20 protein-coding genes are annotated in these 23,318 nt (G+C 70.5%); 16 read left to right on the top strand and 4 right to left on the bottom strand.

Annotation, left to right across the window (positions count from 1 at the left end):
• Nucleotides 1-72 precede the first annotated feature (72 nt).
• From pdxT to ABD298_RS03110, 9 genes are all read left to right on the top strand, one after another.
• Nucleotides 73-762, top strand: a complete 690-nt coding sequence (pdxT, locus tag ABD298_RS03150) for a pyridoxal 5'-phosphate synthase glutaminase subunit PdxT (RefSeq protein WP_344298243.1) — start codon at nucleotides 73-75, stop codon at nucleotides 760-762.
• A 2-nt stretch (nucleotides 763-764) separates the two neighbouring features.
• Complete coding sequence (locus ABD298_RS03145) at nucleotides 765-1,520, top strand: YebC/PmpR family DNA-binding transcriptional regulator (protein ID WP_344298242.1); 756 nt, start codon at nucleotides 765-767, stop codon at nucleotides 1,518-1,520.
• Nucleotides 1,521-1,552: 32 nt separating this feature from the next.
• Nucleotides 1,553-2,155: a crossover junction endodeoxyribonuclease RuvC gene (gene ruvC / locus ABD298_RS03140; protein ID WP_344298241.1), complete on the top strand. Its 603-nt coding sequence runs from the start codon at nucleotides 1,553-1,555 to the stop codon at nucleotides 2,153-2,155.
• Nucleotides 2,156-2,415: 260 nt separating this feature from the next.
• Nucleotides 2,416-3,057: a Holliday junction branch migration protein RuvA gene (gene ruvA, locus ABD298_RS03135; RefSeq protein WP_344298240.1), complete on the top strand. Its 642-nt coding sequence runs from the start codon at nucleotides 2,416-2,418 to the stop codon at nucleotides 3,055-3,057.
• Nucleotides 3,050-4,123, top strand: a complete 1,074-nt coding sequence (ruvB, locus tag ABD298_RS03130) for a Holliday junction branch migration DNA helicase RuvB (protein WP_344298239.1) — start codon at nucleotides 3,050-3,052, stop codon at nucleotides 4,121-4,123. The genes ruvA and ruvB overlap by 8 nt, the downstream gene beginning before the upstream one ends.
• Nucleotides 4,124-4,246: 123 nt before the next feature.
• Nucleotides 4,247-4,681: a preprotein translocase subunit YajC gene (yajC, locus tag ABD298_RS03125; RefSeq protein WP_425564289.1), complete on the top strand. Its 435-nt coding sequence runs from the start codon at nucleotides 4,247-4,249 to the stop codon at nucleotides 4,679-4,681.
• A 96-nt stretch (nucleotides 4,682-4,777) separates the two neighbouring features.
• Nucleotides 4,778-6,544 carry a protein translocase subunit SecD gene (gene secD, locus ABD298_RS03120; protein ID WP_344298238.1) on the top strand — a complete coding sequence of 589 codons (1,767 nt, stop codon included), beginning with the start codon at nucleotides 4,778-4,780 and terminating at the stop codon, nucleotides 6,542-6,544.
• Nucleotides 6,544-7,539, top strand: a complete 996-nt coding sequence (secF, locus tag ABD298_RS03115; RefSeq protein WP_344298237.1) for a protein translocase subunit SecF — start codon at nucleotides 6,544-6,546, stop codon at nucleotides 7,537-7,539. The genes secD and secF overlap by 1 nt, the downstream gene beginning before the upstream one ends.
• 151 nt (nucleotides 7,540-7,690) lie before the next feature.
• On the top strand, nucleotides 7,691-10,006 hold the full coding sequence (locus ABD298_RS03110) for a RelA/SpoT family protein (protein ID WP_425564342.1): 2,316 nt from the start codon (nucleotides 7,691-7,693) through the stop codon (nucleotides 10,004-10,006).
• 6 nt (nucleotides 10,007-10,012) lie between these two features.
• Here the strand turns inward: ABD298_RS03110 and ABD298_RS03105 are convergent, their stop codons facing one another.
• The 3 genes from ABD298_RS03105 to ABD298_RS03095 all read right to left on the bottom strand — a co-directional run bounded on the left by ABD298_RS03105 (nucleotide 10,013) and on the right by ABD298_RS03095 (nucleotide 12,952).
• Nucleotides 10,013-10,618, bottom strand: coding sequence for a type IV toxin-antitoxin system AbiEi family antitoxin (locus tag ABD298_RS03105; protein ID WP_344298236.1), 606 nt, complete (start codon nucleotides 10,616-10,618; stop codon nucleotides 10,013-10,015).
• Between the two features lie 121 nt (nucleotides 10,619-10,739).
• Nucleotides 10,740-12,170: a DUF349 domain-containing protein gene (locus ABD298_RS03100; protein ID WP_425564288.1), complete on the bottom strand. Its 1,431-nt coding sequence runs from the start codon at nucleotides 12,168-12,170 to the stop codon at nucleotides 10,740-10,742.
• A gap of 44 nt (nucleotides 12,171-12,214) precedes the next feature.
• Entirely contained in the window at nucleotides 12,215-12,952 is a 738-nt protein-coding gene (locus ABD298_RS03095; RefSeq protein WP_344299026.1) for a peptidylprolyl isomerase, read from the bottom strand.
• 138 nt (nucleotides 12,953-13,090) lie between these two features.
• On the opposite strand from ABD298_RS03095, the gene hisS reads away from it, so the two are divergent.
• A complete protein-coding gene (gene hisS, locus ABD298_RS03090; RefSeq protein ID WP_344298234.1) occupies nucleotides 13,091-14,434 on the top strand; it encodes a histidine--tRNA ligase in 1,344 nt (447 codons plus the stop codon).
• Nucleotides 14,435-14,452: 18 nt separating this feature from the next.
• On the opposite strand, the gene ABD298_RS03085 is transcribed toward hisS, so the two are convergent.
• Complete coding sequence (locus tag ABD298_RS03085; RefSeq protein WP_344298233.1) at nucleotides 14,453-15,712, bottom strand: APC family permease; 1,260 nt, start codon at nucleotides 15,710-15,712, stop codon at nucleotides 14,453-14,455.
• Between the two features lie 56 nt (nucleotides 15,713-15,768).
• On the opposite strand from ABD298_RS03085, the gene aspS reads away from it, so the two are divergent.
• The 6 genes from aspS to alaS all read left to right on the top strand — a co-directional run bounded on the left by aspS (nucleotide 15,769) and on the right by alaS (nucleotide 23,302).
• Nucleotides 15,769-17,544 carry an aspartate--tRNA ligase gene (gene aspS / locus ABD298_RS03080; RefSeq protein ID WP_344298232.1) on the top strand — a complete coding sequence of 592 codons (1,776 nt, stop codon included), beginning with the start codon at nucleotides 15,769-15,771 and terminating at the stop codon, nucleotides 17,542-17,544.
• A 52-nt stretch (nucleotides 17,545-17,596) separates the two neighbouring features.
• The gene (locus tag ABD298_RS03075; RefSeq protein WP_344298231.1) at nucleotides 17,597-18,982 is read left to right on the top strand and encodes a replication-associated recombination protein A; all 1,386 of its coding nucleotides are present in this window, start codon (nucleotides 17,597-17,599) and stop codon (nucleotides 18,980-18,982) included.
• A gap of 148 nt (nucleotides 18,983-19,130) precedes the next feature.
• Nucleotides 19,131-19,754 carry a 30S ribosomal protein S4 gene (gene rpsD, locus ABD298_RS03070; RefSeq protein ID WP_208712638.1) on the top strand — a complete coding sequence of 208 codons (624 nt, stop codon included), beginning with the start codon at nucleotides 19,131-19,133 and terminating at the stop codon, nucleotides 19,752-19,754.
• A gap of 142 nt (nucleotides 19,755-19,896) precedes the next feature.
• Nucleotides 19,897-20,277 (top strand): DUF948 domain-containing protein, encoded by a 381-nt coding sequence (locus tag ABD298_RS03065; protein WP_344298230.1) that lies wholly within the window; start codon nucleotides 19,897-19,899, stop codon nucleotides 20,275-20,277.
• Nucleotides 20,278-20,301: 24 nt separating this feature from the next.
• On the top strand, nucleotides 20,302-20,514 hold the full coding sequence (locus tag ABD298_RS03060) for a hypothetical protein (RefSeq protein WP_344298229.1): 213 nt from the start codon (nucleotides 20,302-20,304) through the stop codon (nucleotides 20,512-20,514).
• 106 nt (nucleotides 20,515-20,620) lie between these two features.
• Nucleotides 20,621-23,302, top strand: coding sequence for an alanine--tRNA ligase (gene alaS / locus ABD298_RS03055; protein WP_344298228.1), 2,682 nt, complete (start codon nucleotides 20,621-20,623; stop codon nucleotides 23,300-23,302).
• Nucleotides 23,303-23,318: the final 16 nt, after the last annotated feature.

The raw sequence follows: 23,318 nt of genomic DNA, 5'->3' as shown, positions 1-23,318 counted from the left end.
CATGCTACCGGCGGCCTGCGGACTCGGGGGGCGGGCCACCCGCGGTGACGGCGGGCTGACTAGACTGTCCCGGTGACTTCTCTCGTTCCGCCCCCTCCGTCCGAGCGCACCGGAAACGCGCCCCTTGTCGGCGTGCTCGCCCTCCAGGGCGACGTCCGCGAGCATCTCGCGGCACTGACGCACGTGGGCGCCCGCGCCGTGAAGGTCAGGCGGCCCGAAGAACTGGACGGTCTCGACGGGCTCGTGATCCCCGGCGGGGAGTCGACGACGATCGACAAGCTCGCCCGCGCCTTCGGTCTCGCCGACCCCCTGCGCGCCAGGATCCGGGAGGGCTTCCCGGTCTACGGCTCGTGCGCTGGGATGATCCTGCTCGCAGACGAGATCGCGGACCCCACGTCGGACCTGTCCGGGAAGCCGCAGGAGACCTTCGGCGGACTCGACATCACCGTCCGCCGCAATGCCTTCGGGCGCCAGCGCGAGTCGTTCGAGACGGACCTGGACTTCAAGGAGGTCGACCAGTCGGGGGGCCCGGTCCACGCCGTCTTCATCAGGGGACCCTGGGTCGAGCGGGTGGGGCCCGACGTCGAGGTGCTCGCCGAGGTGGATCCTGCGCACGCGTCGCACACGGCCGCGCTCGGGGGCAGGTCTAGAATTGTCGCAGTGCGTTCTGGACGGCTGCTCGCCACATCGTTCCATCCCGAGGTGACCGGCGAGACACGGATCCATGAACTTTTCATCCGCATGATCAGAGGAGAAGCGTAGGCATGTCCGGCCACTCCAAATGGGCGACCACCAAGCACAAGAAGGCGGTCATCGACGCCAAGCGTGCCAAGGCATTCGCCAAGTACATCAAGACCATCGAGGTTGCCGCGAGGCTTGGCGGCCCGGACCTCTCAGGCAACCCGAACCTCGAGCTCGCGGTCAGCAAGGCGAAGAAGAACTCGGTCCCGAACGACAACATCGACCGCGCCATCAAGCGCGGCGCCGGGCTGACCGGCGAGGCGATCGACTACACCGAGATCATGTACGAGGCCCGCGGCCCCCAGGGTTCCGCGCTCCTGATCGAGTGCCTCACCGAGAACCGGAACCGCGCCGCGGCCGACGTCCGCCTCGCGGTCACGCGCAACGGCGGCACCATGGCTGACCAGGGTTCCGTGAACTACCTCTTCAACCGCAAGGGCGTGGTGAGCCTGCCGAAGAACGGCCTCTCGGAAGACGACGTGCTCATGGCCGTCCTCGATGCGGGGGCGGAAGAGGTCAAGGACGGCGGCGAGAACTGGGTGGTCTACTCGGAGCCCGCTGACCTCCAGGCGATCCGCGATGCTCTCGCCGAGGCCGGCATCGAGTACGACACCGACGAGGCCGAGTTCGTGCCCTCGATGGAGGTCCAGCTCGACGCCGACGGCGCCCGGAAGTTCGTCCGCCTCGTCGACGCCCTCGAAGATCTCGACGATGTGCAGAACGTGTACACGAACGCTGACATGAGCGAGGACGTCATGGCGGAGCTCGAGAACGACTAGCTGTGGCCCCTTCTGATGGAGCCGCCGCTCCCGTGAGGCCCGGGTCTGCCCTGCGCGTGCTGGGCGTGGACCCGGGCCTCACGCGCTGCGGGATCGGGGTCGTCGACGTCGAGCGCGACCGCCGGGCGACGCTGGTCGGCGTCACCGTGGTCGGCACGACGGCCCATGAGCCGCTGGATGCGCGGCTGCTCGCCATTGCCGAGGCCGTGGAGGCCTGGCTCGACCGCTTCGAGCCCGAGGTGGTCGCCGTCGAGCGCGTGTTCTCGCAGATGAACGTGAGCACCGTGATGGGGGTTGCGCAGGCGTCCGGCATCGTGATCGCCGCAGCGGCGAAGCGTGGGATCCCCGTTGCGCTCCATACGCCGTCCGAGGTCAAGGCCGCCGTGACCGGGAGCGGGCGCGCCGACAAGGCCGCCGTGACCAGGATGGTGATGAAGATCCTGCGGCTCGAGACGGCTCCGCGCCCCGCCGACGCCGCAGACGCCCTCGCGCTGGCCCTGGCGCACGCGTGGCGGGGAAGCGCTCCAGGCTCGCCGTCGGCTGCCGGACGCACGACGGCGATGACGGCGACGGCGCTGACACCGGCGCAGAGGCTATGGCAGGAAGCCGAAGCGAAGGCGCGCCGCGGCGGCTGAGGCGAGGGGACTCCGGGTGGCGGACGGTGCGGGCCGAAGCGAAGGCGCGCCGCGGCAGCTGAGGCGAGGGGAATCCGGGTGGCGGACGGTGCGGGCCGAAGCGAAGGCGCGCCGCGGCGGCTGAGGCGAGGGGACTCCGGGCGGCGGACGGTGCGGGCCGAAGCGAAGGCGCGCCGCGGCAGATGAGGGGACCGGGCGCCGTCGGCCGCTAGAGTTCTCGTAGATATGTTCGGTTTGTGGGTGACAGGCAAGGAGTCCCGGTGATCAGCTTCCTCCGTGGTCCGGTGGCGCATGTGGGCCTGTCGTCAGGCGTGATCGATGTGAACGGGGCCGGCATGTCCTTCTGGGCCACGCCGCAGACCCTCGCGGGGCTCCGGGTGGGCGATGAAGCCGTCGTGCACACGTCGCTCGTGGTGCGCGAGGATTCGATGACGCTCTTCGGTTTCGCAGCGCCCGAGGAGCGCGAGGTCTTCGAGGTGCTCCTGGGTGTCTCCGGCGTCGGACCCCGCCTCGCGCTGGCGGTGCTGGCGGTGCACAGTCCCGAGGCAGTCCGGGTGGCAGCCCATTCCGAGGATGCGAAGGCGTTCACGAAGGTTCCCGGGATCGGCCCGAAGGTGGGCGCGCGGCTCGTGCTCGAGCTCAAGGGCAAACTCGTGCCGCTCGGCACCGGGGATGCGCCTGCGGCGGCCGCGGCCAGCGACGGCGCCGGGTGGAAGCCCCAGGTCATCGAGGCGATGTCGTCGCTGGGCTGGAGCGAAAAGGACGCGGCATCCAGCATCGACAAGGCGATGGCGGACCAGCCGGACGTGGCCGAGACGGGAAGCGTGCCGGAGATTCTCCGTGCGACCCTGCGCTGGCTGGGCCAGGGGACCCGGGGCGTGAAGGCGGGGTCGCGTGGCTGAGCCGTCGCTCGTCGCGAGCCAGGAGGAGCCCGAGGAACGCGTCATCGAGGCCGCGCTCCGGCCGAAGTTCCTCGATGAGTTCGTGGGGCAGGCGCGGGTGCGGCGCCAGCTCTCGCTGGTGCTCGAGGCCAGCCGGCTGCGCGGCCGCACTGCTGACCACGTGCTGCTCTCAGGGCCGCCGGGACTCGGGAAGACCACGCTCGCCATGATCATCGCGGGCGAGATGAACGCACCGCTACGCATCTCCTCCGGCCCGGCGATCCAGCACGCGGGGGACCTCGCGGCCATCCTCTCGTCCCTGTCGGAGGGCGAGGTCCTGTTCCTCGACGAGATCCACCGCATGTCCAGGCCTGCCGAGGAGATGCTGTACATGGCCATGGAGGACTTCCGCGTCGACATCGTGGTCGGCAAGGGAGCCGGCGCGACCGCGATCCCGCTCGACCTGCCGCCGTTCACGCTCGTGGGTGCGACGACGCGCGCGGGCCTCCTGCCCGGGCCCCTGCGGGACCGCTTCGGGTTCACGGGCCACCTCGAGTTCTACTCCGTCGAGGAGCTCGAGCTCGTGCTGCGGCGCTCGGCGGGGCTGCTGGACCTGAGGGTCACCTCAGCGGGGTTCACCGAGGTGGCCGGTCGGTCGCGGGGGACGCCGCGTATCGCGAACCGGCTGCTGCGCAGGGTGCGCGACTGGGCGCTCGTGCACCAGATCGACCAGATCGATGCGCGGGCTGCCGGTGCTGCCCTGGACATGTACGAGGTGGATGCGAAGGGGCTGGACCGCCTCGACAGGAACGTCCTGACGGCGCTCGCGACGAAGTTCGGCGGGGGCCCCGTCGGGCTCTCGACCCTTGCGATCGCGGTGGGTGAGGAGCCGGAGACTGTGGAGACCGTTGCCGAGCCATATCTCGTACGGGAGGGTCTGATGGGGCGCACGCCTCGCGGGCGCATCGCGACCCCGCTGGCCTACGAGCACCTCGGGCTCCCCGTGCCTGCGCCGGCTCCGTTCGCTGAGAGCGCAACCCTCTTCGGTCCGGGCTCGGATGAGCCCGATGAATCGTTGGAGGAGTGAGCGGCGCGCTGCGCGCGTGCGCTTAGACTGAATACACGCTCCCGCCTTGCCGGGGGCCGCTACGCTGTGCCCGGGCCCGCCCGGTGGCCGGTGTCCGCGCCGACGAAAAAGATTGGACCTTTCATGGACTTTATGACCATCCTCCTGCTGGCTGTCTTCGCTTTCTTCATCTTCACGATGTTCCGTCGGAACAAGAAGGCGCAGCAGCAGCAGGCGCAGATGCAGTCCAAGTTCGGCCCGGGCGTCGAGGTCATGACGAGCTTCGGCCTCTACGGCAGGATCATCTCCATCGACGAGGCCGAGAACAAGGTGGTTCTCGAGCTCAGCCCCGGCAACGAGGCCACGGTGCACCGCCAGGCGGTCACGAAGATCGTCGAGCCGGCCGCTCCGGCCGCCGACGCTTCGCTTTCCGGGGAGCCCGGCGCCGTGGCTCCTGCCGGCGGGACCCTTGGGCTCGACAAGCGTGAGGCCCCCGCGGCGGGCGCGCAGTCGCAGCTGAATGAGACCCCGGAAGAGACGATCAGGCGCCTCAACGACGAGGGCAAGAACGACAAGTAGTCCCTGACGCGCCGCCCGGCCCGCAATCCCGGGCGGCGCGGCGTCAGGCGCTCCAGGCGCTGATGGCGCGCACGCTCCCTCACCCGAAGGACCACCATGGCACGATCCCGCACGCGGCCGGGACTGAAGACACTCCTCTCGCTCGTCGTCCTCCTGCTGGCCCTCGCCGGCATCCTCGCCGGTGGCACTATCGCCGGCCAGGCCTCCTGGGCGCCGAAGCTCGCGCTCGACCTTGAGGGCGGCACCCAGATGATCCTCGCGCCGAAGGTCGCGGGCGGCTCCCAGATCAACCAGGAGCAGCTCAACCAGGCTGTCGAGATCATCCGCCAGCGCGTCGACGGCTCCGGCGTCTCCGAGGCGGAGATCAGCACCCAGTCGGGCCGCAACGTCGTCGTGAGCCTGCCGGGCACCCCGTCTGCTGAGACCCGCCAGCTCATCCAGGCCTCGGCCGACATGAACTTCCGTCCCGTCCTCGTGGCCGGCAACCCTGCCGCGGTGCCGGCGGACCAGCGCACTCCCGCGGACCAGCTCCCGAAGCCGACGGCCGCGCCGGCCAACGCGAGCGACACGAACTGGATCACCGCGGACGTCTACCAGCAGTTCGAGGCGCTCGACTGCACCGGGGCACTGCCGGAGACCACCCAGCGGTCTGATCCCTCCAAGCCGCTCGTCACGTGCGAGACCGCCGGGAGCGGCGCCGGCGCGGTGAAGTACATCCTCGGCCCCGTCGAGGTCCTCGGCACCGAGATCGCCGGTTCCTCGTTCCAGCTCCAGCAGGGCCGGCAGGGCGCCGTGACCAACGAGTGGGCTGTGAACATCCAGTTCAACGACTCCGGAACCGAGAAGTTCAAGGCCGTGACGCAGCGCCTCAACGGGTTCTACGTGGCGAACCAGAACGATCCGAAGGCGCAGTTCGCGATCGTGCTCGACGACAAGGTCATCTCGGCGCCGCGCTCCCTCGCCGTGATCACCGACGGTCGGCCGCAGATCACCGGCAACTTCACCGAGGCGACTGCCAAGACCCTCTCCGACCAGCTCCGCTACGGGGCGCTGCCGATCAGCTTCGAGATCCAGAGCGAAGAGCAGATCTCGGCCACCCTGGGCAGCCAGCAGCTCGAGATGGGCCTGCTGGCGGGCGGAATCGGCCTCCTCCTCGTCGTCATCTACTCCCTCTTCCAGTACCGGGCGCTCGGCTTCGTCACCATCGCCTCGCTCGTTGTCGCCGGGGTCCTGACTTACCTCGCGATCGCAATCCTCGGCTGGACGGAGAACTACCGGCTCTCCCTGGCCGGCGTCGCTGGCCTCATCGTCGCGATCGGCCAGACGGCGGACTCCTTCATCGTGTACTTCGAGCGCATCCGCGACGAACTCCGCGAGGGCCGCGGCCTGGTCTCCGCCGTCGAGAACGGCTGGAAGCGTGCCAAGCGGACCGTGCTCGCCTCCAAGGCCGTGAACCTCCTCGCCGCCGTGGTGCTCTACTTCGTGGCGGTGGGCAACGTACGCGGCTTCGCGTTCACGCTCGGCCTCACGGCAATCGCCGACCTCCTCGTCGTGTTCATGTTCACCCACCCGATGCTCCAGGTCCTCGCGCGGACCAGGTTCTTCGGCGAGGGCCACCGGTTCTCCGGCCTCGATCCCGAGCGGCTCGGCGCCGTCCCGCTGTACCGGGGCGCGGGGCGCCTGCGCGAGGCGTCGGAGGCGGCCAAGGCGAACCTCAGGCCGAAGAACGCGGCCGCTGCCCGCGAGGCCGGGCGGCGCATGACCATCGCAGAACGGCGCGCGGCCGAGGCGGAGCGGGCACGGGTCTCGTCGCCGGCGGGACGCGCCAGCCGCGCCGACGAGCGTTCCGAGGAGGAGAACTGATGTCCAACTTCTTCGCACGGTTCGGCAACGAGCTCTACACGGGCAAGCGCTCCTACGGGTTCGTCCAGAACAAGAAGATCTGGTTCGGGGTCGCGGGGATCCTGGTGCTCGCCTCGATCCTCATCCCCATCCTCGCCGGCGGCTTCAACCTCGGCATCGAGTTCCGCGGGGGCAGCGAGTTCCGCGTGTCCCAGGTGTCCACGACCGATGCCCACCTCGGCGAGGCGGCAGTCACGTCGGTCGCTGCCGACAGCGCGCCACGGGCCAGCAACATCGCCCCGGGAACGATGCGGGTCCAGACCGAGCGACTCACCGACGATCAGACCATCCAGGTCAAGGACAAGCTCGCGCAGGCGTACGGCGTCGGGGCGGACAAGGTCACGTCGTCGTTCGTCGGCCCGACCTGGGGCGCTGACGTGACCCAGCAGGCGATGATCGGGTTCGTGGTCTTCGTGCTCCTCGCCGCTGTCCTCATGGCGCTGTACTTCCGGACGTGGAAGATGTCGCTCTCGGCGCTCACCGGCATGCTCGTCACCATGGTGGTCACCGGCGGCGTCTACGCGGCCAGCGGCTTCGAGGTCACCCCCTCGGCGATCATCGGCTTCCTCACGATCCTGAGCTACTCGCTGTACGACACCGTCGTGGTGTTCGACAAGATCCGGGAGAACACCGCAGACATCACAGCGTCGACCCGGCGGACCTTCACCGAGGAGGTCAACCTCGCGGTGAACCAGACGCTGGTCCGGTCGATCAACACCATGATGGTCGCGGTCCTTCCCGTCGCGGCCATCCTGTTCATCGGCGCGGGCCTCCTCGGTGCCGGCACCCTCAGGGACCTCTCGCTCGCCCTGTTCGTCGGCATCCTCATCGGCACCGCGGCGACGATCTTCATCGCGGCTCCCATGTATGCGTGGCTGCGCGAGCGCGAGCCCGAGCTCGTGAAGCAGGCGGACCGGGTGCGGTCGCGTCGGTCCACAGCGAACGCGGGCGTCTGAGCGGTTCGCCGAGGCATACACTGAGGGAATCCCGACGAGAAGTGTGGAGGTGCCGCCAGTGGTAGAGCGTCCGACGCCAGCTCAGCCCGCGGCGCCCGGCGCCGCGGACAGCGGCACGCGTGACACGACGTCGCAGCCTCCCGCCGACCCTGTGGCGGCGGCCCTCTCCGATGCGCCCGCCGGAGGCAACAGCCTCCTCGAGCGGCCCACGCTGGGCCGCCGCGACTGGACGTTCTCGCGCCTCGCCCGGCTCACCGGGCGAGGCCCGAACGCCCACTCGCCGATCCTCGAGCCGCTGCTGCGCACCGTCCGGGCCAACAACCCTCGGGAGGACTTCGATCTCATCCGGCGCGCCTACGAGGTGGCCGAGCGCAGCCACCAGGGGCAGAAGCGGAAGAGCGGCGACCCGTACATCACCCACCCCGTCGCCGTCGCCACCATCCTCGCCGAGCTCGGCATGACGGGCACGACCCTGGCGGCCGCGCTGCTGCACGACACGGTCGAGGACACCCCCTACACCCTCGACGACCTCAGGCGTGACTTCGGCCCCGAGGTCGCGATGCTGGTCGACGGAGTCACGAAGCTGGACAAGGTCCAGTTCGGTGACGCGGCCCAGTCGGAGACCGTGCGCAAGATGGTCGTGGCGATGGCGAAGGACATCAGGGTCCTCGTGATCAAGCTCGCGGACCGCCTGCACAACGCCCGCACCTGGCGCTTCGTGTCCCCGGAGTCGTCGGCGCGGAAGGCGCGTGAGACCCTCGAGATCTTCGCGCCCCTCGCGCACAGGCTCGGCATGAACACGATCAAGTGGGAGCTCGAGGACCTTTCCTTCGCCGCGCTCTACCCGAAGGTGTACGAGGAGATCGTGCGGATGGTGGGGGCACGCACCCCGGAGCGCGAGAAGCAGCTGTCGGTGATCCGCGCGCAGATCGCCGAGGACCTGCGCTCGGCGCGGATCAAGGCCGAGATCACCGGGCGCCCGAAGCACTACTACTCCATCTACCAGAAGATGATCGTCCGGCAGAAGGAGTTCGACGACATCAATGACCTCATGGGCGTGCGCGTGCTCGTGGACTCGGTCCGCGACTGCTACGCCGCACTGGGCACCCTCCACGCGAGGTGGAACCCGCTTCCGGGCAGGTTCAAGGACTACATCGCGATGCCGAAGTTCAACATGTACCAGTCTCTCCACACGACGGTCATCGGGCCGAGTGGGAAGCCGGTCGAGATCCAGATCCGCACCCATGAGATGCACCGGCGCGCGGAGTACGGCGTCGCCGCGCACTGGAAGTACAAGAACCAGCCGAACGGGCAGAGCCACACGCCCAGCGGCAAGGCCTCCGAGATGGGCTGGCTGCGCTCGCTCGTGGACTGGCAGCAGGAGACCTCTGACCCGGGGGAGTTCCTCGACTCGCTCCGCTTCGAGATCAACGCCAAGGAAGTCTTCGTCTTCACGCCGAAGGGCGAGGTCATGGCGCTCCCGGCCGGATCGACCCCGGTCGACTTCGCATACGCCGTCCACACGGAGGTCGGCCACCGCACCATCGGCGCCCGCGTCAACGGGAAGCTGGTGCCGCTCAACAGCGAGCTGAACCACGGCGACTGGGTGGAGATCTTCACGTCGAAGGCGGAGGGAGCCGGTCCGAGCCAGGACTGGCAGCACTTCGTCAAGAGCGCCCGCGCGCGCAACAAGATCCGGCAGTGGTTCACCAAGGAGCGGCGTGAGGAGGCCATCGACAAGGGCAAGGAGCTGCTCACGCGCGCGATGCGCAAGCAGAACCTCCCGCTCCAGCGCCTCCTGAGCCACGACGCCCTCCTCGCCGTCGCCCAGGAGTTCCGCTACCAGGACATCGCCGGGCTCTACGCAGGGATCGGCGACGGCCACGCCTCTGCCCAGTCGGTCGTGGAGAAGCTCGTCGACAGCCTCGGCGGCGCCGCGGGCGCGGCCGAGGACATCGCGGAGACGATCGCCCCGACCAAGGGCAGCATCCCGCCGAAGTACTCGAACTCCGGCGTGATCGTGAAGGGTGTCGGGGACGTCTGGGTCAAGCTCGCGCGATGCTGCACCCCCGTGCCGCCGGACCCCATCGTCGGCTTCGTCACCCGCGGCTCCGGCGTTTCCGTCCACCGCACCGACTGCACGAACATCGCGACGCTGCGGTCGGAGCCGGACAGGATGGTGGACGTCGAGTGGGCGCCGACGCAGTCGAGCGTGTTCCTCGTGGAGATTCAGGTCGAGGCACTCGACCGCAAGAGCCTCCTCTCGGATGTGACGCGCGTGCTCTCCGACAACCACGTGAACATCCTCTCCGCACACGTGCACACGTCCACCGACCGTCTCGCCGTCTCGCGCTTCGCGTTCGAGATGGGCGACCCGAAGTACCTCAGCCACGTGCTGAGCGCCGTGCGGCGGATCGACGGGGTATTCGACGTGTACCGCACGACCGGCAACCGCCGGCGCACCTGAGGGGATTCACGACGCCGGCGCTCCCGCCACCCGGGCGATGACGCGGCGCGCCCGCGCCAGATGCGGTTGCCTTGGGAGCGCATCGAGCCCGCGCGCCACGAGACCGACCGTGAGGCCGAGCCGGGGCTGGGCGAGCATCCTGCGGAGCACCGGGACGGACACGCCTTCCTCGGAGTGGATCGCAAGGTCGACGGCGGTGCGCAGCGGGCTCGTAACCCTCACCCCGGCCAGCTCGACGACGTCGAAGGGCCCGAAGTACACCTCGTGGACGAGCAGCCGATGCGTGGCACGCAGCGTGGACATGCGTCGGGAGCCGTCGACGAGGAGAACCGGGGTGTCCGGCCTCCCCGCGCAGCCGTAGACCCAGGCGGCCGTCAGGCGGCCGACCACTGTGCGGTGGACGAGGCGCGGCGCGAGGATCGCGGCGAGGCCGCGTGCTCGGAGCTCTGGGGCTTCCCCGCACTGGATTGGCACGTACGCGTCGGCGATCAGGCGGCGGAGCACGCCGTCGTGCTCCATCGCCTGGAGCTCGACTGCGGTGAACGGGCCGCCGGCGACGAGGACCGGCGGATCGGCGTCGGACGCCGGTGCGGGATGGAGCGGGGTAGCCATGGGGCCATCATGCTCACGTCCGCGCGAACCGCGCATCCCGTGCGCCACCCCTGTGGATAAAGCGGGAGGGGGCCCGCAGCATACCGCTGCGGGCCCCCTCCCGGAGGCGGAACGTCGGGGCTCAGCCGAGCTCGCCCGCGGACCGCTGCAGGGTCTCGAGCCAGGCGCGGCGGGCGTCCAGGGCCTCGCGGGCCTTGGAGGCGGCACGCACGTCGCCGGAGTTCTCGGCGTCGGCGAGCTCGTCCTCGAGGGCGGCGATCGACGACTCGAGCTGCGTGAGCGCGGAATCGGTGCGCGCCTTCGTCTCGGGGTCCGTCCGGCGCCAGTTCTCCTGGTCCGCGTGGGCGATGGCGTCCTCGACCTTGCGCAGGCCGGCCTCGACACGGCCCATATCTGCCCGGGGAACGCGGCCGGCCTCCTCCCAGCGGTCACGGATGGACTGGAGCGCCTTCTTGGCGGTCGCGAGGTCGGTGATCGGCAGGAGCTGCTGGGCCTCGGCCAGCAGCTGCTCCTTGACCTTCAGGTTGGCCGAGTACTCGCGGTCCACGGCCTCGTTCGCTGCCTGGCGGGCCTCGAAGAAGACGTTCTGCGCCGCCCGGAAACGCAGCCAGAGGGCGTCGTCGTCCTTGCGGCTCGCCCGCGGCGCGGCCTTCCACTCGTCCATGAGGCGGCGGTACTCGCCCGCGGCCCACCCCCACTCGGTGGAGGTCTGCAGCGACTCGGCCTCGGCGATGAGGCGCTCCTTGACGGACTTGGCCTGCGCGTTGAGGCTGTCCAGCTGCGAGAAGTAGGCGCGGCGGTGGCGGTCGAACTGGGTGCGCGCGGCGCGGAAGCGCTTCCACAGGGCATCCTCGGTGGCCCTGCCCAGACGGAGCCCAGACTTCTGGGAGGTCTTCCACTCCTCGAACAGCTCGTTCATGCGGGCGCCGCTGGACTTCCACTGCGTGCGCTCCGGGTCCTGCCCGCTGATCTGCTCGGCCTCAGAGACGATGGCCTCGCGGCGGGCGAGTTCCTCTGCGCGGGCGGTCTCGTGGGCGGCCTTCTCCTGGGCCTCGGCGTCGGCGAGGGAGGCTTCCAGCGCGTCGAGGCGGCCCTCGGCGGAGCGCACGTCGCCGACCATGGCCCGCTCCGTGAGCTGCTCGCGCAGGTGCGTGACGGCCTTGCGGACGTCCGCAACCGAGGCGTGGGAGCTCACGCGCTGCTCCAGCAGCGAGATCTGCGCGACGACGTCCTCGAACTTCCGCGCGAAGTAGGCAAGGGCTTCGTCGGGGGAGACCCCCGGGTACTGGCCTACCGGGTGCTCTTCGCCGTCGACCGTGAGGAAGACGTGGCCGTCACCCTCGACGCGGCCCCACTTCGCAGCCTCCGTGAGGGACACCGGCGGTGCCGGTGCCGGGGTCGGCGCCTGAGGTGCCACGACCGCGGGCGAGGCCGGCCTCGGCTTCGCCGCGAAGGCAGCGGGGGAGGGAACGGGAGCGGCCGAAGGGGCCGCGGTGTCGTCGGATTTCTGACTTTCGGTCACCGCTAGAACTCTTTCGCTTAGAGGTTGCATTTCAGGTGGCACTGCCGGCACAGCAGTCGGCACGGGCAGCCACGTCACTTCACCGTGAACGAGTCTATCGTGACAGGTGTCACCGGGGCCCCGTCCTCGCCGGTCGTGACACCGCCGGCCGCGATGGCCTGGACGGCGTCGAGGCCCGAGGTGACCTTTCCGACGACGGTGTACCCGCCTGCGCTGTCCGCGGGGATCGTGGTGTCCCGGTACACGATGAAGAACTGCTGCCCGTTGCCGTACGCATTGTTCGCCGTCCTCGCGACGGCGATGGTCCCCGCCGGGTACATCGCGTCCGCAGGGGTGTTCTCGAGCGGCCCCCACGTGTAGTCCGGCTGGGGCTGGCCCTCGGCCACCTGCCCGCACTGCAGGAGCGCGAACTGCGCGCCCGTCGTCAGCCGCGCGCACGAGCGCCCGTTGAGGGTGCCCGCCTGGGCGAGCGAGGAGAACACCGCCGCTGCCTGCGGCGCCTTCGTCCCGTCGAGCTCGACGCCGAGCGTCTTGCCGTTGAGCACGAGGTCCCCGGTGAACGTCTTCCCCGCGGCGGTCTCGGGCGAGGGGATCTGCGGCCCGTTGCTCGCGCTGGGGGAGGGGCTGGCCGAGGCCTGGTTGAGCCCGGCCTGCGCAGCGGCATAGTCCGCCGCGGTGGGATTGGAGGCGAAGACCGTCCCCTGGAGCACGGCGGCGAGCACGATGGCCCCTGCGGCCACTGCGGCCGCCATGGTGTTGTCCCGCCGGCGACGCCGCTCCTTCTCCCGGCGCAGGTCCGCCTTCGCCTCCATGAGCCGGACGCGACGGCGGTCCTCACGCACGTTCCGCTTGGCCACCGACGTCTCCTCCTACGCTCTGGCGCTTCTGGGTGGATGAGAGGCGCATAAACTTGTGCAGCAGTCAGTCTACGCACAAGGAGTTCTTCACCCATGGCACGTACCGCCTCGCTGTCCGGATTCCCCGAGTGGCTTCCGCAGGAGAGGCTCGTGGAGCTCCATGTGCTCGACACGCTCCGGCGCACCTTCGAACTGCACGGCTTCGCTTCGATCGAGACCCGCGCCGTGGAGACGGTGGGCCAGCTCCTGCGCAAGGGCGAGATCGACAAGGAGGTCTACGGGCTCTCCCGCCTGCAGGACGACGAGGACTCGGCGTCGAAGGACGATTCGAACGCCCTCGCGCTCCACTTCGACCTCACTGTCCCGTTCGCGCGTTATGTCGTGGAGAACGCCGGGTACCTCGCGTTCCCGTTCCGGCGCTACCAGATCCAGAAGGTGTGGCGCGGCGAGCGGCCCCAGGAGGGACGCGCCCGCGAGTTCACGCAGGCGGACATCGACGTGGTGGGCGACGGCGAGCTGCCGTTCCGCTATGACGTCGAGCTCGCGCTCGTCATCGCGGAGGCCCTCTCGGCGCTCCCGATCCCGCCGTTCAGGCTGCGGGTGAACAACCGCAAGCTGGCCGAGGGGTTCTACCGGGGGATCGGCCTCACCGACACCGCGGGCGTCCTGCGGAGCATCGACAAACTCGAGAAGGTCGGCCCCGAGAAGGTCGCCGAGCTCCTCCAGCAGGAGCTGGGCGCCACGCCCGAGCAGGCCAAGGCCGCCCTCGAGCTCGCGTCGATCCGCACCGAGGACACCTCGTTCGTGGACCAGGTGCGGGCGCTCGGCGTGCAGGACGAGCTCCTGGACGAGGGCCTCGCCGAGCTCGAGCAGGTCATCGCCGCCGCGTCCGCCGCAGCCCCGGGCAAGGTGGTCGCGGACCTGAGCATCGCCCGCGGCCTCGACTACTACACCGGCACCGTGTACGAGACGGTCCTGGTGGGACACGAGCAGCTCGGCTCGATCTGCTCCGGCGGCCGCTACGACGCGTTGGCGACCAAGGGGAACCGCAAGTTCCCCGGCGTGGGCCTCTCGATCGGCGTCACGCGCCTCGTGTCCCGCATCCTGAGCCAGGACCTCGCGGCCGCGAGCCGCTCGGTGCCTACGGCGGTGCTGGTCACGCTCGTCGACGACGGCTCGTGGACCGACGCCCAGCGCGTCGCCGCGCAGCTGCGCAGCAGGGGCATCCCGGTGGAGGTCGCGGCGAAGGCCGAGAAGTTCGGCAAGCAGATCAAGTACGCGGACCGCCGCGGGATCCCGTTCGTCTGGTTCTCCCACGCGGACGGCCGCCACGAGGTCAAGGACATCCGCTCCGGCGAGCAGGTCGAGGCGGATCCGGCGAGCTGGATGCCCCCTGCCCGGGACCTCGTGCCGCAGGTCCTGGCCACCAGCCGTTAGGCCGGCGAGGCGCACGCCTCAGCCGGCCCGGCGCCGTCGTGCGGCGAGCACGGCCGCGCGTCCGGCCACGCCCGCCGCGAGCACTCCGGCCATGACGAGGGCCGAGGTCAACGGCAGCGTGAAGGCCAGGGTGAGGCACGCCACGGCGCCAGCGGCGTTGAGCCAGCGGGGCGAGTACCACGGCCGCTCGGGACGGGGAAGCGTGAACGCCGAGGCGTTCGCCACGGCGTAGTAGACGAGCACCCCGAAGCTCGAGAAGCCGATCACGGTCAGGACGCTACCGCCCACCACGAGAAGCACGACGACGGCGCACACCGCGAGCTCCGCCGCCCACGGAACGCTGTGCGACCCGGCGATGCGTGCGAGCGGCCCGGGCAGGTCCCCCTCGCGCGCCATGGCGAGCGAGGTGCGGCCCACTCCCGCGATGAGCGCCAGCAGCGCCCCGAGGCACGCCGCAGCCGCCCCGGCCTGGACGATCCCGCCCGCAGCGGGTCCCGCCCCCGCGACCAGGTCGTGGATCGGGGCCGCTGCATCCGCGAGCCTGGGCCCGAGGCGCGCCGAGAGGAGGAGTGCGAGGCCGGCATAGATGGCGAAGGCGCCGGCGAGAGCCCCCAGGATCGCGCGGGGTATGGTGCGGGAGGGGTCCTTCACCTCCTCGCCCAGCGTCGCGATGCGCGCGTAGCCGGCGAAGGCGAAGAACAGCACCCCGGCGGCGGTGACGGGGCCGAGGGGGCCGGGCGGCGCCCCGTCGTGCGCGGAGGCGGGCAGCCCGGGCGCAGGCAGCGCGAGACCCGCCACTGCGACGAAGGCCAGGACAGCGAGGACGACGGCGAGGAGCACCTTCGTGACCAGGGCCGTCCGCGTGATCCCGGCCAGGTTGACCCCGGTCAGCGCCACCACAGCGGCGACCGCGACGGGCACCGCATGCACGGGCGCAACATAGTGCGCGAAGGTGAGGGCCATCGCCGCGCACGAGGCGCTCTTGCCCGTGACGAAGCCCCAGCCGGCGAGGAAGCCCGCCCAGGGGCCGAGCTGTTCCCGGCCGTAGACATAGGTGCCCCCGCTCGAGGGGTACTTGGCCGCGAGCGCCGCCGAGGCGACCGCGTTCGCGTACGCGACGGCGCCGGCGAGGAGAAGCGAGAGCAGCATAAACGGGCCCGCGAGTGCGGCCGCCGGGCCGAAGACGGCGAAGACGCCGGCCCCCAGCATGGAGCCGAGGCCGATAGCCGTCGCGTCGAGCGTTCCAAGGCGTCGGCCGAGGCGGGGGGCGGGCGGCACGGGACCTCCGGGTAAACTCGATGCGAACCACTGTCGATCCTAGTGAAGGAAGACCTTTGCTGCGCACACACGGCCTCGGGACACTGCGCTCCGAGCACATTGGCCAGACTGTCACCCTCGCGGGCTGGGTAGCCCGCCGCCGCGACCACGGCGGGGTGGCCTTCGTGGACCTCCGCGACTCCACGGGCGTGTCGCAGATCGTGGTCCGCGAGGAGGAGGTCTTCCACGGCCTGCGCAACGAGTTCGTGCTGCAGGTCACCGGAACGGTCGAACGCCGCCCCGAGGGCAACGAGAACCCGCAGCTCGCCACCGGCGAGATCGAGGTCATCGCCGAGAAGGTCGAGGTCCTCAACACCGCCGACCCGCTCCCGTTCCAGGTGGACGAGCACGTCGAGGTCGGCGAGGAGGCGCGTCTGCGCCACCGCTACCTGGACCTCCGCCGCCCGGGGCCGGCCCGCGCCATGCGCCTGCGCTCGGAGGCGAACCGCGTGGCCCGCGAGCTGCTCCACGCCGAGGACTTCCTCGAGGTCGAGACCCCGACCCTGACCCGCTCGACCCCCGAGGGCGCCCGCGACTTCCTCGTGCCCGCGCGCCTCGCGCCGGGGTCGTGGTACGCGCTCCCGCAGTCCCCGCAGCTGTTCAAGCAGCTCCTGCAGGTCGGCGGGATCGAGAAGTACTTCCAGATCGCCCGTTGCTACCGGGACGAGGACTTCCGTGCCGACCGGCAGCCGGAGTTCACGCAGCTGGACATCGAGGCCAGCTTTGTCGAGCAGGACGACATCATCGCGCTCGGCGAGCGGATCGTGTCCGCGCTGTGGAAGCTCATCGACGTCGAGATCCCGACTCCGATCCGGCGCATGACCTACGCCGAGGCCATGGCGAAGTACGGCTCCGACAAGCCGGACCTCCGCTTCGGGCTCGAGCTCACGGACCTCACCGAGTACTTCAAGGACACGACGTTCGGCGTGTTCAAGGCACCGTACGTCGGTGCGGTGGTCATGCCCGGCGGGGCCTCGCAGCCGCGCCGCACGCTCGACGCGTGGCAGGAGTGGGCCAAGCAGCGCGGCGCCAAGGGCCTCGCATATGTCCTGTTCAAGGAGGACGGCGAGCTTGCCGGGCCGGTCGCGAAGAACCTCACCGAGGCCGAGCGTGCGGGCCTCGCCGCGGCCGTCGGCGCGAAGCCGGGCGACTGCATCTTCTTCGCCGCGGGCGCCAAGGATGACGCGCGCGCCCTTCTCGGCGCAGCGCGCGTCGAGATCGGCCACCGCACCGGTCTCATCGACCCCAACGACTGGGCCTTCGTGTGGGTTGTGGACGCGCCCCTGTTCGAGCCGGCGGCGAACGCGACCGCCTCGGGCGACGTCGCCCTCGGCTACTCGGCGTGGACGGCCGTGCACCACGCCTTCACGTCGCCCAAGCCCGAGTTCATGGACACGTTCGACGAGGAGCCCGGCGAGGCCCTCGCCTACGCTTACGACATCGTGTGCAACGGCAACGAGATCGGCGGAGGGTCGATCCGTATCCACCGCCGCGACGTCCAGGAGCGCGTGTTCAAGGTCATGGGCATCGACCACGACGAGGCGCAGGAGAAGTTCGGCTTCCTCCTCGAGGGATTCAAGTACGGCGCCCCGCCGCACGGCGGCATCGCCTTCGGGTGGGACCGTGTTGTCGCGCTGCTCGCGGGCGTGGAGTCGATCCGGGAGGTCATCGCGTTCCCGAAGACCGGCGGCGGCTACGACCCGCTCACCGCGGCCCCTGCCCCGATCACCCCGGAGCAGCGCAAGGAGGCGGGCGTCGACGCCAAGCCCGAGCCGAAGAAGCCCGAGGCGTAGGCGAGGCAGCTCAGTGTGAATCGTCCTCGTCCCACGCGGTAGCGTAGGGGCGATGGAAGATTTGTTCGGATCGGAGCCTGCCGCTGGGGAACCCTCGTCCGCCCGCGCGGCGGCCGAGGCCCAGCGGGGACCCCTCGCGGTGCGCATGCGGCCGCGCACGGTCGATGAGGTTGTGGGCCAGCAGCACCTCCTGGGGGAGGGCTCGCCGCTTCGCCAGCTTGCCGCTGGCGCCGCGGGCTCGGGGCCGACCGGCCCCAGCTCGGTCATCCTCTGGGGCCCTCCGGGCACAGGCAAGACCACGCTCGCGCACGTGATCGCCCGCGGACCTGGCCGGAAGTTCGTCGAGCTCTCCGCCATCACTGCGGGCGTCAAGGACGTCCGGCGCGTCATGGACGAGGCGCTCACCGCCCGTGACCTGCACCGGACCACCACGGTCCTCTTCCTCGACGAGATCCACCGGTTCACCAAGGCCCAGCAGGACGCGCTCCTGCCGGGCGTCGAGAACCGTTGGGTCGTGCTCGTCGCGGCAACCACGGAGAACCCGTCGTTCAGCGTCGTCTCCCCGCTGCTGTCCCGCTCGCTGCTCCTCACCCTCAAGCCGCTCACGGACGAGGACATCCGGGGCCTCGTCGAGCGCGCAGTGACGGACCCGCGGGGGCTGGCCAGCGCCGTCGTGCTCGCGGACGACGCCGCCGAGCACCTCGTGCGGCTGGCCGGGGGGGACGCCCGGCGCGCCCTGACCGCGCTTGAGGCCGCCGCCGCCGTCGCGCTCAACCAGGCGGGCCACGGCGGGGACGGGCCCGTCACCATCGGGCTTGCGCACACCGAGAAGGCCGTCGACGCCCACGCCGTCCGATATGACCGCGCGGGCGACATGCACTATGACGTCGTGAGCGCGTTCATCAAGTCGATCCGCGGCTCGGACGTGGACGCCGCGCTGCACTATCTCGCGCGCATGGTCGAGGCCGGGGAGGATCCGCGCTTCATCGCGCGGCGCATCATCATCTCGGCTGCCGAGGACATCGGCATGGCCGACCCGACCGCACTCCAGACCGCGGTCGCCGCGGCCCAGGCTGTCCAGCTGATCGGGATGCCCGAAGGCCGGATCGTGCTCGCGGAGGCTGTGGTGCACCTCGCCACCGCCCCGAAGTCCAACGCCGCCTACATGGGCATCAACGCCGCGATCGCGGACGTGCGCGCCGGACTCGGCACCGGCATTCCGCCCCACCTGCGCGATGCGCACTACGCCGGCGCGCAGCGGCTGGGCCACGGCAAGGGCTACGCGTATGCCCACGACGCGCCGCACTCGGTGGCGCGCCAGCAGTACCCGCCGGACGACCTGGTCGGCAAGGACTACTACCTCCCGACGGGCAACGGGGCGGAGCGCGAGCTGCAGGCCCGCGTCGAGCGGCTGCGCGGAATCGTCCGCGGCTCCTAGGCCGTGCTAGAGTTGACGCTCGTCTGGCACGACTGGGACGCCCTTCGATGTGGCGCGTCCCGTCGGCAGCAAGAGGCAGTCGCGGGCCAACGCTCTCCACATCCGGAGGCCAGGATTTCCATCGCCGCGGCAGTATGAAAGGACACACGTGTCGAGCACTCGTGCCCGCCGTCAGACGCGCCTCTCGCGCTCTCTCGGCCTCGCCCTCACCCCCAAGGCCGCCAAGTACATGGAGCGCCGCCCGTACGGCCCCGGTGAGCACGGCCGCGCCCGCAAGAAGCAGGACTCGGACTACGCCGTCCGCCTCCGCGAGAAGCAGCGCCTCCGCGCCCAGTACGGCATCCGCGAGGCGCAGATGACCCGCGCCTTCGAGGAGGCCAAGCGCACCAAGGGCCTCACCGGTGAGAACCTCATCGAGCTCCTCGAGATGCGTCTCGATGCCCTCGTGCTCCGTGCCGGCTTTGCCCGCACGATCGCCCAGGCCCGCCAGCTCGTCGTGCACCGCCACATCACGGTGGACGGCAAGCGTGTCGACCGTCCGTCGTTCCGCGTCGCCGAGGGCCAGCTCATCGGCGTCCACGAGCGCTCCGAGACGATGACGCCGTTCCAGGTCGCCGCTGCCGGCGCCCACCGCGACGTCCTCCCGGCCGTTCCCGGCTACCTCGACGTCAAGCTCGAGGCCCTCCAGGCCCGCCTCGTGCGCCGTCCGAAGCGCTCCGAGGTCCCCGTGACCTGCGAAGAGCAGCTCGTCGTCGAGTACTACGCCCGCTGATCCCGCTCCGTCCCCCGACGGGGGACGGACGGGCTGCACGCAAGGAGCCCGCGGCGCGCGCCGCGGGCTCCTTGCGTGTGTAAGGTAGCCAGAGGGTCCGCACCTGAAGCGGAAATTGGGGGAGGAAGAAGAGGTGGAATCCGTGTCCGGAGGGGATATCGCTGGGCTCATCGCCGCAGGCGTGTTCGCCGTCCTCGTGGCGCTGCTGGCCGTGCCGATCCTGAAGCTCGGGAGGGTCCTGGATGAGCTCCGCGGTTCCATCCGCACACTCGCGGACGGCGCCACACCGCTCATGGACGAGGTCACCGCGACCGTCACGACGGCGCACGGCGAGCTCAAGAGGGTCGATGTGATCGCAGAGAACGTCTCCGACACAACGGCCAACGTCTCTGCCCTGTCGTCGCTCGTCGCCGCGACCGTCGGGTCCCCGCTCGTGAAGGTCGCCGCGTTCTCGTACGGCGTCCGCTCCGCCCTCTCCCAGCCGCAGCGCGGTGCCCGCCGGCCCGGCCGGCGGAGCCGCTGAGAAGCAGACGAAGGAACACACCACGTGAAGCGCATTGTCTGGCTCGGCGTCGGCGTGGCCCTTGGGGTCATCGCCTACCAGAAGATCACCGAAGCCCGCTCGCTGGCCTCGCCCGGCGGCCTCAACCGTGCCGTCGCCTCCCTCGCGGACAGCGTGGCCCACTTCGCCGATCAGGTGAGGGCGGGCATGGGCGAGCGCGAGGCGGAGCTGCGCAGGGGGCTCGGGCTCGAGGCCTAGCCTGGACGCCTAGAATTGATGGAGGCGCCCGCCCGCAGGGGAGGGGCGCATGCTCGGCGCGGACGCACCGCGCCCGCAACTTTGCGGAAGGTTGAAGCACACGCACATGAAGTCGCACGAGATCACCCGGCGCTGGGTCGACTACTTCGTCAGCAAGGGGCACACGGCCGTGCCCTCGGCGTCGCTCGTCTCCAGCGATCCGTCCCTGCTGTTCACCGTCGCGGGCATGGTCCCCTTCATCCCGTACCTCACCGCGCGCGAAGAGCCGCCCTACAGCCGCGCGACCAGCGTGCAGAAGTGCATCCGCACCGCGGACATCGAGGAGGTCGGCAAGACCGCCCGCCACGGCACGTTCTTCCAGATGTGCGGGAACTTCTCCTTCGGCGACTACTTCAAGGAGGACGCGATCACGTTCGCGTTCGACCTCCTGACCAGGAGCGTCGACGACGGCGGGTACGGGCTGCCCGCCGAGAAGCTCTGGGTCACGGTCTACGAGGAGGACGACGAGGCCGCGAGCCTCTGGATCAAGCACACCTCCATCCCGGCCGAGCGCATCCAGCGGATGGGCAAGAAGGACAACTACTGGCATACGGGCCAGGCCGGCCCAGCCGGACCCTGCTCCGAGATCTACTATGACCGCGGCCCTGCCTACGGCGTCGAGGGCGGCCCCGTGGCCGACGACAACCGCTACATCGAGATCTGGAACCTCGTGTTCATGCAGTACCAGATCGACGACGTGCGCTCGAAGACCGATTTCACGGTCCTGGGCGAGCTGCCGAAGAAGAACATCGACACGGGCCTCGGCATGGAGCGCCTCGCGATGATCCTCCAGGGCGTCGAGAACATGTACGAGACCGACCAGGTCCGCCCCGTGATCGACAAGGCCGCGGAGCTCTCGGGCAGGGAGTACACCTCTGCCGAGTCCGACGAGGACCCCCACCACACGGATGATGTCCGCATGCGCGTCGTGGCCGACCACGTGCGCAGTGCCCTGATGCTCATCGCCGACGGCGTCACGCCGTCGAACGAGGGGCGCGGGTACGTCCTGCGACGCCTCATCCGACGGGCCGTCCGGGCCATGCGGCTCCTCGGGGTGGAGAAGCCCGTCCTCCCCGAGCTCCTCCCCGCCTCGCGGGACGCGATGAAGGGCGTCTACCCGCAGGTCGAGAAGGACTTCGACCGCATCAGCCGGATCGCCTACGGCGAGGAGAAGGCGTTCCTGCGGACCATCGCCGCGGGGACCGCCCGCCTCGACGAGGCCGTCACGCTCTCCAAGGCCCAGGGCTCGCCGCTCTCGGGCGAGGAGGCCTTCACGCTGCATGACACGTACGGCTTCCCGATCGACCTCACCCTCGAGATGGCCGAGGAAGCGGGAGTCACGGTCGACGAGGCCGGGTTCCGTGCGCTCATGGAGGACCAGCGCCAGCGCGCCCGCAAGGACGCCAAGGAGAAGAAGAGCGGCCACGCCGACCTCAGCGTCTTCCAGGAACTCCACGGCGCCGGCGACACCGTGTTCACCGGCTACACCGAGCTCGACGGCGAATCCCGCATCCGCGGCCTCGTGGCCGCAGGCTCCCGCGTCGACCGCGCCGGCAGTGGCGAGGAAGTCGAGATCGTCCTCGAGGAGACCCCGTTCTACGCCGAGGCCGGCGGCCAGGCGGCCGACACCGGCCTCATCACGGGCGACGGATTCGTCGCCGAAGTGCTCGATGTCCAGCGGCCCATCAAGGGCCTGAGCGTGCACAGGGCCATCGTGCGCGAAGGCGAGCTGAACGCCGACGCCGTCGTGCGCACCACCGTCGACCGCGAGCGGCGCCACGGCGCCGAACAGGCGCACACCGCGACGCACCTCGTGCACGCGGCCCTGCGCCAGATCCTGGGCCCGGAGGCCGTCCAGAGGGGCTCCTTCAACAAGGCCGGGTACCTGCGCTTCGACTTCGCCTGGGGCGAGCAGCTCTCGGGCGCGGCCCGGAGCGAGATCGAGGAGGTCGCCAACCTCGCGATCCGCGACAACTTCATGGTGAACACCGCCGAGATGCCCCTCGCTGAGGCCAGGGCCGCAGGCGCGATGGCGCTCTTCGGCGAGAACTACGGCTCGCGCGTGCGGGTGGTGGAGATCAACGGCCCGTGGTCGATGGAGCTCTGCGGCGGCACGCACGTCGACACGACCGCGCTCATCGGCTCGCTCACGCTGCTCGGGGAGCAGTCCGTCGGCTCGGGCAACCGCCGCGTCGAGGCCTTCGTCGGCCTCGACGCGTTCCGCCACCAGGCCGCGGAACGGGCGCTGGTCTCGGAGCTGACGGAGATCTTCAAGGCGCCGTCCGCCCAGCTCACCGAGCGCGTCTCGGCAACCCTCGAGAAGCTCAAGGCAGCCGAGAAGGAGCTCGAGCGGCTCCGCAAGGAGAAGCTGCAGGCCGCGGCCGGCTCGCTGGTGGGCTCTGCGAAGGACGTCGCCGGAGTCCGGCTCATCACGCACGACGCCGGCGAGCTGGGTTCCGCTGACGAGCTGCGCGCCCTCGCGCTCGACCTCCGGGCGCGGCTCGGCAGCGGGTCGCCCGCCGCCGTCGCCGTGGCGGGCGTCGCCAAGGGGCGGCCCGCGGTCCTCGTCGCGACGAACGAGGAGGCCCGCGCGGAAGGCGTCAAGGCCGGTGCGCTGGTGCGCGCCGCAGCCGGCGTGCTCGGCGGCGGAGGCGGCGGCAAGGACGACATCGCCCAGGGCGGCGGCACCGACCCGTCCAAGATCGTCGAGGCGCTCTCGGCCGTCGCTGCAGCCGTGGCGCAGCGCTGACGGCGGGGCGCCTATG

The organism is Sinomonas flava, assembly GCF_039531875.1.
GTDB lineage: Bacteria > Actinomycetota > Actinomycetes > Actinomycetales > Micrococcaceae > Sinomonas > Sinomonas flava.
The sequence above is the reverse complement of the archived record's forward strand: the minus strand, read 5'-3'. Positions and strand labels throughout refer to the sequence as shown.

Bases quoted from the DNA above. Each gene is read 5' to 3' on its own strand.
- ABD298_RS03145 (WP_344298242.1), top strand. From the start codon at position 765: ATGTCCGGCCACTCCAAATGGGCGACCACCAAGCACAAGAAGGCGGTC.
- yajC (WP_425564289.1), top strand. From the start codon at position 4,247: ATGGACTTTATGACCATCCTCCTGCTGGCTGTCTTCGCTTTCTTCATC.
- secD (WP_344298238.1), top strand. From the start codon at position 4,778: ATGGCACGATCCCGCACGCGGCCGGGACTGAAGACACTCCTCTCGCTC.
- secF (WP_344298237.1), top strand. From the start codon at position 6,544: ATGTCCAACTTCTTCGCACGGTTCGGCAACGAGCTCTACACGGGCAAG.
- ABD298_RS03105 (WP_344298236.1), bottom strand. From the start codon at position 10,618: ATGGCTACCCCGCTCCATCCCGCACCGGCGTCCGACGCCGATCCGCCG.
- ABD298_RS03100 (WP_425564288.1), bottom strand. From the start codon at position 12,170: ATGCAACCTCTAAGCGAAAGAGTTCTAGCGGTGACCGAAAGTCAGAAA.
- ABD298_RS03095 (WP_344299026.1), bottom strand. From the start codon at position 12,952: ATGGAGGCGAAGGCGGACCTGCGCCGGGAGAAGGAGCGGCGTCGCCGG.
- hisS (WP_344298234.1), top strand. From the start codon at position 13,091: ATGGCACGTACCGCCTCGCTGTCCGGATTCCCCGAGTGGCTTCCGCAG.
- ABD298_RS03075 (WP_344298231.1), top strand. From the start codon at position 17,597: ATGGAAGATTTGTTCGGATCGGAGCCTGCCGCTGGGGAACCCTCGTCC.
- alaS (WP_344298228.1), top strand. From the start codon at position 20,621: ATGAAGTCGCACGAGATCACCCGGCGCTGGGTCGACTACTTCGTCAGC.